The organism is Teichococcus deserti, assembly GCF_001982615.1.
GTDB classification, from domain to species: Bacteria; Pseudomonadota; Alphaproteobacteria; order Acetobacterales; family Acetobacteraceae; genus Pseudoroseomonas; species Pseudoroseomonas deserti.
On sequence record NZ_MLCO01000370.1, the window covers coordinates 1 to 7,951 of the forward strand.

Consider the following 7,951-nt stretch of genomic DNA (forward strand, 5'->3'; position numbering starts at 1 on the left):
GGCCCGCACAATGCGCAGAACGCCGCCGCCGCCGCGGCCGCGGCGCTGGCGCTCGGCCTGACCCGGGACGAGATCGCGGCCGGCATGGCCAGCTATCCGGGCCTGCCGCATCGCCAGGAGCGGGTCGGCAGCCGCGACGGCGTGCTTTTCGTCAACGACAGCAAGGCGACCAATGCCGAGAGCACCGCGCCGGCGCTGGCCAGCTACGACCGGCTGGTCTGGATCGCCGGCGGCGTGCCGAAGCAGGGCGGCATCGAGCCTCTCGCGCCGCTCTTCCCGCGCATCGCCCGCGCGCTGCTGATCGGCCAATGCGCGCCGGAGTTTGCCGCGACGCTCGCCGCGCATGGCGTGCCGCATGCCATCGCCGGCACGCTGGCCGCCGCGGTGCCCGCAGCCCTCGACGCCGCCCGTGCCGAGGGGGTGGGCGTCGTCCTGCTCTCGCCCGCCTGCGCCAGTTTCGACCAGTTCAGCGGCTTCGATGCCAGGGGCGACGCCTTCCGCGCCCTGGTCGCCGCCTTGCCGGAGACCGTGTGATGGCCCTCTCGCGCGCCGATACCTCCGTCCTCGGCCGCTGGTGGTGGACGGTCGACCGCTGGACACTGGCGGCGCTGCTGGCGCTGGTCGGCTTCGGCTATGTCATGCTGCTGGCCGCGAGCCCCGGTGTGGCCGAGCGCATCGGTGCCTCCTCGCGCGACCTCTTCATCCTGAAGCAGGTCTTTTTCCTGGCCATTGCCACGGGGGTGATGGTCTCGATCTCGCTGCTGCCGATCAAGATGGTGCGGCGCCTGGCCCTGCTCGGCTTTGCCGGCGCCCTGCTGATGACCATGGCGACGCTGTCCATCGGCGTCGAGATCAAGGGCGCGCGCCGCTGGCTGCACCTGCCGGGCATGACGCTGCAGCCCTCGGAATTCCTCAAGCCCTGCTTCGCCGTCGTCGCCGCCTGGCTGCTGTCGGAAGGCAAGACGCTGGGCATCCGCGCCAGCGCCGCCGCCTGCACCCTGTTCCTGATCGTCGCCGGCGTGCTGGCCAAGCAGCCGGACATGGGCATGCTGATGGTGGTGGGCTCGGTCTTCTTCGCCCAGCTCTTCGTCGCCGGCGTCAACCTGTTCATCGTCGGCCTCTGCGGCCTGCTCGGCGTGCTCGGCGGCATCGGCGCCTATTTCCTGCTGCCGCATTTCCAGTCGCGCATCGACCGCTTCCTCGACCCCGCCGCCGGCGACACCTACCAGGTCACCGTCGCCATGGAGGCCTTCGGCCATGGCGGGCTGCTGGGCGTGGGTCCCGGCGAGGGCCGGCTGAAGGGCATGCTGCCCGACGCCCATGCCGACTTCGTCTTCGCCGTCGCCGGCGAGGAGTTCGGCCTGGCCATCTGCCTGCTGATCCTGACCGTCTTCGGCTTCGTCGTGCTGCGCGGCCTGCTGCGGCTGCTCGGCGAGAAGGACATGTTCATCATCCTGGGCGCCACCGGCCTGCTGACGCAGTTCGGCCTGCAGGCCTTCATCAACATGGCCTCCGCCCTGCACCTGATCCCGACCAAGGGCATGACGCTGCCCTTCATCTCCTATGGCGGCTCCTCGGTGGTGGCGGTGGCCCTCGGCATGGGCATGCTGCTGGCACTGACCCGCCGGCGCCTGGCGCGGATGGAGGACGAATGACCTCCTCGCGCACCATCGTCATCGCCGCCGGCGGCACCGGCGGGCATTTCTTCCCGGCGGAAGCGCTGGCGGCGGAGTTGCAGCGCCGCGGCCAGCGCATCGCGCTGATGACCGATGCGCGCAGCGCCGATTATTCCAGCCCGGCCTTCGCCGATGCCGAGCGCTTCGTGCTGCAGGGCGCGGGGCTGGCCGGCCGCGGCATCGCGCGCGCCGCGCGCGGCGCCATGGCGCTGGCCGCCGGCACCCTGCAGGCGCGCCGCCTGCTGCAGCGGCTCCGCCCGGCCGCCGTCGTCGGCTTCGGCGGCTACCCTTGCGTGCCGCCGCTGCTGGCGGCCCGCAGCCTGGGCGATCGCCCCGCGACGATCCTGCACGAGCAGAACGCCGTGCTCGGCCGCGCCAACCGGCTGCTGGCGCGCGGCGCCGATGTGCTGGCCCTGGCCTTTGCCGAGACCAGCCGCATCCCGGCCGGCACCACCACGGCCTTCGTCGGCAATCCGGTGCGGCCGGCGCTGGCGGCACTCGCCGGCCAGGGCTTCACCGCGCCGCAGGGCTCTCTCCGGTTGTTCGTGCTCGGCGGCAGCCTCGGCGCGCGGATCTTTTCCGACGTCGTGCCCGAAGCCGTCGGCCTGCTGCCGGCGCCGCTGCGCGAGCGGCTGTCACTGGTCCAGCAGTGCCGCGTCGAGGACCTGCCCCGCGTGCGCGCCGCCTATGAGACGCTCGGCGTGCCGGCGGAACTGGCGCCTTTCTTCGGCGATGTCGCCGGCCTCTACGGCACCGCGCATCTCGTCGTCGCCCGCGCCGGCGCCTCGACCGTCGCCGAGCTCGCCTGCGCCGGGCGTGGTGCTATCCTGGTACCGTTGCCCAGCGCCATCGACGACCACCAGAGCGCCAATGCGCGCGCGCTGGCGGCGAATGGCGCCGCAATCGTCATGCCGCAGGCCGATTGTTCGCCGCAGGCCCTGGCGAAACGCCTTGGTGATCTGCTTGAATCCCCCGCAGCCCTGGCACGCGCCGCGGCCGCAGCGGCCGCTCTCGCCGCACCCGATGCCGCGGCGCGGCTCGCCGATCTCGTTCTCGCCCGCGCCGACCAGCGCCGACTTCAGGAAGTTCAGTGATGCGTGCGCTGCCGCTCAATATCGGTCCCATCCACTTCGTCGGCATCGGCGGCATCGGCATGTCGGGCATCGCCGAGGTGCTGCACAATCTCGGCTACACCGTCCAGGGCAGCGACATCGCCGAGGGCTACAATGTCGAGCGCCTGCGCGCCGCGGGCATTTCTGTCAGCGTCGGCCATGACGCGCAGAACCTGGGCGCGGCACAGGTCGTCGTCACCTCGACCGCGGTCAAGCGCGACAATCCGGAAGTGGTCGCGGCGCGCCAGCGGCTGATCCCCGTCGTCCGCCGGGCCGAGATGCTGGCCGAGCTGATGCGCCTGAAATGGGGCATCGCCATCGGCGGCACCCATGGCAAGACCACGACGACCTCGCTGGTCGCCTGCGTGCTGGAAGCCGCCAAGCTCGACCCCACCGTCATCAATGGCGGCATCATCAATGCCTATGGCACCAACACCCGCCTGGGCGAAGGCGACTGGATGGTGGTCGAGGCGGATGAGAGCGACGGCTCCTTCCTGCGCCTGCCCGCCGTCGCGGCGGTGGTGACGAACATGGATGCCGAGCATCTCGACCACTGGGGCACCGAGGAGGCGATGAAGCAGGGCTATGCCCAGTTCGTCTCCAATATTCCTTTCTACGGTTTCGCGGTGCTCTGCGCCGACCATCCCAATGTGCAGGCGATGATCCCGCATGTGGACCGCCGCATGATCACCTATGGCTTCTCGCCCCAGGCCGATGTCCGCGCCGAGCGGCTGATCACCGACCGCATGGGCGCCACCTTCGAGGTCACGGTGCAGGACCGTGCGACGGGCCGCAGCCGCAGCCTGAAGCCGATGCGCCTGCCGATGCTCGGCCAGCACAATGTGCAGAATGCGCTGGCCGCCATCGCGCTCGGGATCGAGATGGATATCGACGAGGGCACCATCCGCTCCGCCCTGCTCGGCTTCAAGGGCGTCAAGCGCCGCTTCACCCGCGTGGGCGAGGCGAACGGCGTGCAGATCATCGACGATTACGGCCACCATCCGGTGGAGATCGCGGCCGTGCTGAAGGCCGCCCGCCAGGCCGGCGCGCGCGACGTCGTGGCCGTGGTGCAGCCGCACCGCTATTCGCGGCTGAAGCAGCTCTTCGAAGAATTCTGCCAGTGCATGAACGACGCCGGCACGGTGATCGTGGCCGATGTCTATGCCGCCGGCGAGCAGCCGATCCCCGGCGCCGACCGCGACAGCCTGGTCGATGGCCTGCGCAGCCATGGCCATCGCAGCGTCGTGCCGCTCCCCGGCCCCGACAGCCTGCCGGAGATGATCAACGCCATCGCCAAGCCCGGCGACTACGTGATCTGCCTCGGCGCCGGCAACATCACCGCCTGGGCGCATGCCCTGCCGGAGAAGCTGGCGGCGCTGCAGCCGCGCGGGCCCCGCGCCGCCGGGGGGACCCGGTGAGCCGCGCCATGCAGAACCCGTCGCCTGCCGCCTTGCCGCCGCTGCGCGGCCGCATCCAGCAGGATGCGCCGCTCGCGCCGCTGACCTGGTTCCGCACCGGCGGCCCGGCCGAGTTCCTGGTGCGCCCGGCGGATGTCGACGATCTTCTCCTGCTGCTGCGCGACCGGCCGCGCGACCTGCCGCTGACCGTCATCGGCGCCGCCTCCAACCTGCTGGTGCGCGACGGCGGGGTGCGCGGCCTCGTGGTCAAGCTGGCGCGCGGCTTCTCGGAGATCGTGGTTGAGGGCGACGGCATCCTGGCCGGCGCCGCGGCGCTGGACGCGACCGTCGCCGAGCATGCCGCCGCCGCCGGCCTGGCAGGCCTCGAATTCCTCTGCGGCATCCCGGGCGCCATCGGCGGTGCCGTCGCGATGAACGCCGGGGCCTACGGCGCCGAAGTGAAGGATATGCTCGACTGGGCCGAGGTCGCGACGCCGTCGGGCCTGCTGCGGCTGTCGGCGCAAGAACTCGGCTTCACCTATCGCCATTCCACACTGCCGCAGGACGGCGTCGTGGTGCGCGCCCGCTTCCGCGCCATCCCCGGCGAGGCCACCGCCATCGCCGCGAAGATGAACGCCATCCGCGCCGCGCGCGAGGAAAGCCAGCCGGTGCGCGCGCGCACGGGCGGCTCGACCTTCAAGAATCCCGAGGGCCACAAGGCCTGGGCCCTGATCGACGCGGCGGGATGCCGCGGTCTGCAGAACGGCGACGCGCAGATTTCTGAAAAGCATTGCAATTTTCTGCTCAACCTCGGCGTCGCGACGGCTTCCGATCTGGAAGGCCTGGGCGAGACCGTTCGTGCCAGGGTCGCGGCGCAGAGCGGGGTCACGCTGGAATGGGAAATCAAGCGGATCGGGGAGTTCCCGGCATGAACCACGTCGCGGTCCTCTTCGGCGGCATCTCCACCGAGCGCGAGGTTTCGCTCTCCACCGGCGCCCAGGTCGTCGTCGCGCTCAAGGAGGCCGGCTTCCGCGTGACGCCGGTCGAGGTGACGGGCGATCTGGCGGCGCTGATCGCGGCGCTGCAGGCGGCGAAGCCCGACGCCGTCTTCAACGCGCTGCACGGCCGCTTCGGCGAGGATGGCTGCGTCCAGGGCATGCTCGACTGGCTTGGCATCCCCTATACCCATTCGGGCGTGCGCGCCTCGTCGGTCGCCATGGACAAGGCCGCGGCCAAGGCGGTCTTCGCCGCGCACGGCCTGCCGCTGGCCGAGCATCGCGTGGTGACCCCGGCGGAGCTCGAGGCGGCCGATCCGCTCGACCGCCCCTATGTGGTCAAGCCGGTCAGCGAAGGCTCTTCCGTCGGCGTCGAGATCCTGAAGGAAGGCGACAACCGCCGCGCCGAGATTGCCCGCGGCTGGCGCTTCGGCGACCGCATCATGACCGAGGAATACATCGCCGGCCGCGAGCTGACCGTCGGCGTCATGGGCGACCGGCCGCTGGCGGTAACCGAGATCGGCACCGGCCACGCCTTCTACGACTACGACGCGAAATACGCGCAGGGCGGCAGCCTGCACACCATCCCGGCCGCCATTCCCGCCGATATCGCCGAGGCCGCGATGGCCGCCGCACTCCGCGCGCATCAGGCGCTGGGCTGCCGCGGCGTCAGCCGCTCCGATTTCCGCTACGACGACAGCACCGGGCGCTTGGCGCTGCTCGAGGTCAATACCCAGCCCGGGCTGACGCCCACCAGCCTGGTGCCGGAGCAGGCCGCGCATCTGGGCATCCCCTTCCCCGAGCTCTGCGCCTGGATGGTGCGGGAGGCGCGGCATGGCCCGTAACGCTCGCCTCCGTCCCGAGGACCGCACGCGGCTGTCGAGCGACGGCGGCCGCCCGACCCGCGCCGCGCCGCAGCGGCCGAGCAGCCTGCGCCTGTGGCTGCGCCGGCAGCGGCCGATGCTGCGCCCGGCGCTGTTCGGCCTGGCCGGGCTGGTCGCCATCGGCGCCGGCGCCGTGGTGGTCAGCGCCCTCGACCCCGCCGGCCGGTTTTCCTTCCTGGCCGAGAATGTCTCGGAGATCGCCGGCAATGCGGGGCTGACCGTCACCGAGATCGTGGTGCGCGGCCAGCAGAACACGCCGCGCGAGCTGATCCGCGCCGCCATCGGCGTGCGCAACGGCGACCCGCTTCTGGCCTTCTCGCCGAGCCAGGCCAAGGCGCGGCTGGAAAGCATCGCCTGGATCGAGCAGGCCGAGGTGCAGCGCAACCTCTCCGGCCATATCCAGATCACCATCCATGAGCGCAAGCCCTTCGCCATCTGGCAGCACAATGGCGAGTTCGCGGTCGTCGACCGCGACGGCCGCGTCGTCTCGGCCGACACGCTGGACGCCTTCGGCCCGCTGCCGCTGCTGGTCGGCGACGGCGCGCATCGCCAGGGTGCGGCGCTCTACGACGCGCTGAAGAGCGAGCCCGAGGTGCAGCGCCGCGTCCAGGCGCTGGTGCTGATCGGCGAGCGGCGCTGGAACCTGCGGCTGCACAACGGCACCGACGTGCTGCTGCCGGAGGCGCATGAGGATGCGGCGGTGAAGCGGCTCGGCGAATTGCAGCGCTCCAGCGCGCTGATGGACCGCCCGGTCCTCGCCATCGACCTGCGCCTGCCCGACCGGCTGGTGGTGCGCCAGCAGACCATGCCGGAGCCGGCTGTCGCCGATCCGCGCGCGCGTCGCGGGAGTGGCCGGGGATGAGCAAGCTGCTGCGCGTCACCCCGCCCGCCGACACCCCGCCCGCCGCCGCGGCCCGCCGTCGCCGCGCGCGCAGCGGCCCCTATGGCGTGCTGGACATCGGCAGCAGCAAGATCGTCTGCCTGATCGCCCGCAACGAGGCCGATGGCAGGCCGCGCGTGCTCGGCTGCGGCTGGCAGAAGGCGCGCGGCATCAAGGGCGGCAACATCGTCGACATGCAGGAGGCGGAGCAGTGCATCCGCGCCGCCGTCGCCCAGGCCGAGGAAGCGGCGGAGATCAAGCTGACCGGCGCGATCGTCAACCTCTCCTGCGGCCAGCCGGATTCGCGGCTGATGACGATCCAGTGGCCGATCGGCGGGCGCGGCGTGACCGATGCCGACCTGCGCGCCGTGCTGAACGAAAGCCGCCGCCGCGCTGCCGACGAGGGGCGCGAGACGGTGCATGCCGCGATGCTCGGCTTCGTCATCGACGCGACACCCGGCGTCGAGGATCCGCGCGGCATGATCTGCGAGACGCTGGGGGCGCAGCTGCATCTGGTCGATTCGGCCTCCGCCTCGCTGCGCAACCTCGGCGTCTGTCTGCACGGCTGCGACCTGGAGATCGAGGATCTGGTCTCGGCGACCTATGCCGCGGCCCTCTCGGTGCTGGTCGAGGATGAGCGGCAGCTCGGCGCCACGGTTGTGGACATGGGCGGCGGCACAACCAGCATCGCCGTCTATGGCGAGGGCCACCTGCTGCACACCGCGCAGATCCCGGTGGGCGGCTGGCAGGTGACCAACGACCTGGCGCGCGGCCTGGCGACTCCGATCGCCCATGCCGAGCGCATCAAGATCCTCGACGGCAGCGCGCTCGATGGCGGCGACGATGCCAAGGCCATGGTGATGGTGCCGCAGGTGGGCGAGGACGAGGACCATCTCGTCAGCATCCCGCGCAGCACGGTGATCAACATCATCCGGCCGCGAATCGAGGAGACGCTGGAGCTGGTGCGCGGGATGCTGACGAGATGGTCCTCGTCCTCGCCCACCTGC

The 7,951-nt window shown here is 71.5% G+C and carries 8 protein-coding genes; all 8 read left to right on the plus strand.

Annotation, left to right across the window (positions count from 1 at the left end):
• On the plus strand, positions 1 to 534 hold a 534-nt coding region (locus BKE38_RS27355), incomplete at its 5' end, for a glutamate ligase domain-containing protein (protein WP_367596418.1).
• Entirely contained in the window at positions 534 to 1,655 is a 1,122-nt protein-coding gene (locus BKE38_RS27360) for an FtsW/RodA/SpoVE family cell cycle protein (protein ID WP_076960346.1), read from the plus strand. The genes BKE38_RS27355 and BKE38_RS27360, both read left to right, overlap by 1 nt.
• A complete protein-coding gene (murG, locus tag BKE38_RS27365) occupies positions 1,652 to 2,770 on the plus strand; it encodes an undecaprenyldiphospho-muramoylpentapeptide beta-N-acetylglucosaminyltransferase (protein WP_076960347.1) in 1,119 nt (372 codons plus the stop codon). The genes BKE38_RS27360 and murG overlap by 4 nt, the downstream gene beginning before the upstream one ends.
• On the plus strand, positions 2,770 to 4,206 hold the full coding sequence (murC, locus tag BKE38_RS27370; RefSeq protein WP_076960348.1) for a UDP-N-acetylmuramate--L-alanine ligase: 1,437 nt from the start codon (positions 2,770 to 2,772) through the stop codon (positions 4,204 to 4,206). The genes murG and murC overlap by 1 nt, the downstream gene beginning before the upstream one ends.
• Positions 4,207 to 4,214: 8 nt before the next feature.
• The gene (gene murB, locus BKE38_RS27375; protein ID WP_076960349.1) at positions 4,215 to 5,117 is read left to right on the plus strand and encodes a UDP-N-acetylmuramate dehydrogenase; all 903 of its coding nucleotides are present in this window, start codon (positions 4,215 to 4,217) and stop codon (positions 5,115 to 5,117) included.
• Positions 5,114 to 6,025: a D-alanine--D-alanine ligase gene (locus BKE38_RS27380; RefSeq protein WP_076960350.1), complete on the plus strand. Its 912-nt coding sequence runs from the start codon at positions 5,114 to 5,116 to the stop codon at positions 6,023 to 6,025. The genes murB and BKE38_RS27380 overlap by 4 nt, the downstream gene beginning before the upstream one ends.
• Positions 6,015 to 6,926, plus strand: a complete 912-nt coding sequence (locus BKE38_RS27385; protein ID WP_242662589.1) for a cell division protein FtsQ/DivIB — start codon at positions 6,015 to 6,017, stop codon at positions 6,924 to 6,926. The genes BKE38_RS27380 and BKE38_RS27385 overlap by 11 nt, the downstream gene beginning before the upstream one ends.
• A partial coding sequence (gene ftsA, locus BKE38_RS27390) for a cell division protein FtsA (RefSeq protein ID WP_076960351.1) occupies positions 6,923 to 7,951 on the plus strand: 1,029 nt, incomplete at its 3' end. The genes BKE38_RS27385 and ftsA, both read left to right, overlap by 4 nt.

Coding starts and splice junctions, on each gene's coding strand:
- murC (WP_076960348.1), top strand. CDS start 2,770: ATGCGTGCGCTGCCGCTCAATATCGGTCCCATCCACTTCGTCGGCATC.
- murB (WP_076960349.1), top strand. CDS start 4,215: ATGCAGAACCCGTCGCCTGCCGCCTTGCCGCCGCTGCGCGGCCGCATC.
- murG (WP_076960347.1), top strand. CDS start 1,652: ATGACCTCCTCGCGCACCATCGTCATCGCCGCCGGCGGCACCGGCGGG.
- BKE38_RS27360 (WP_076960346.1), top strand. CDS start 534: ATGGCCCTCTCGCGCGCCGATACCTCCGTCCTCGGCCGCTGGTGGTGG.
- BKE38_RS27385 (WP_242662589.1), top strand. CDS start 6,015: ATGGCCCGTAACGCTCGCCTCCGTCCCGAGGACCGCACGCGGCTGTCG.
- BKE38_RS27380 (WP_076960350.1), top strand. CDS start 5,114: ATGAACCACGTCGCGGTCCTCTTCGGCGGCATCTCCACCGAGCGCGAG.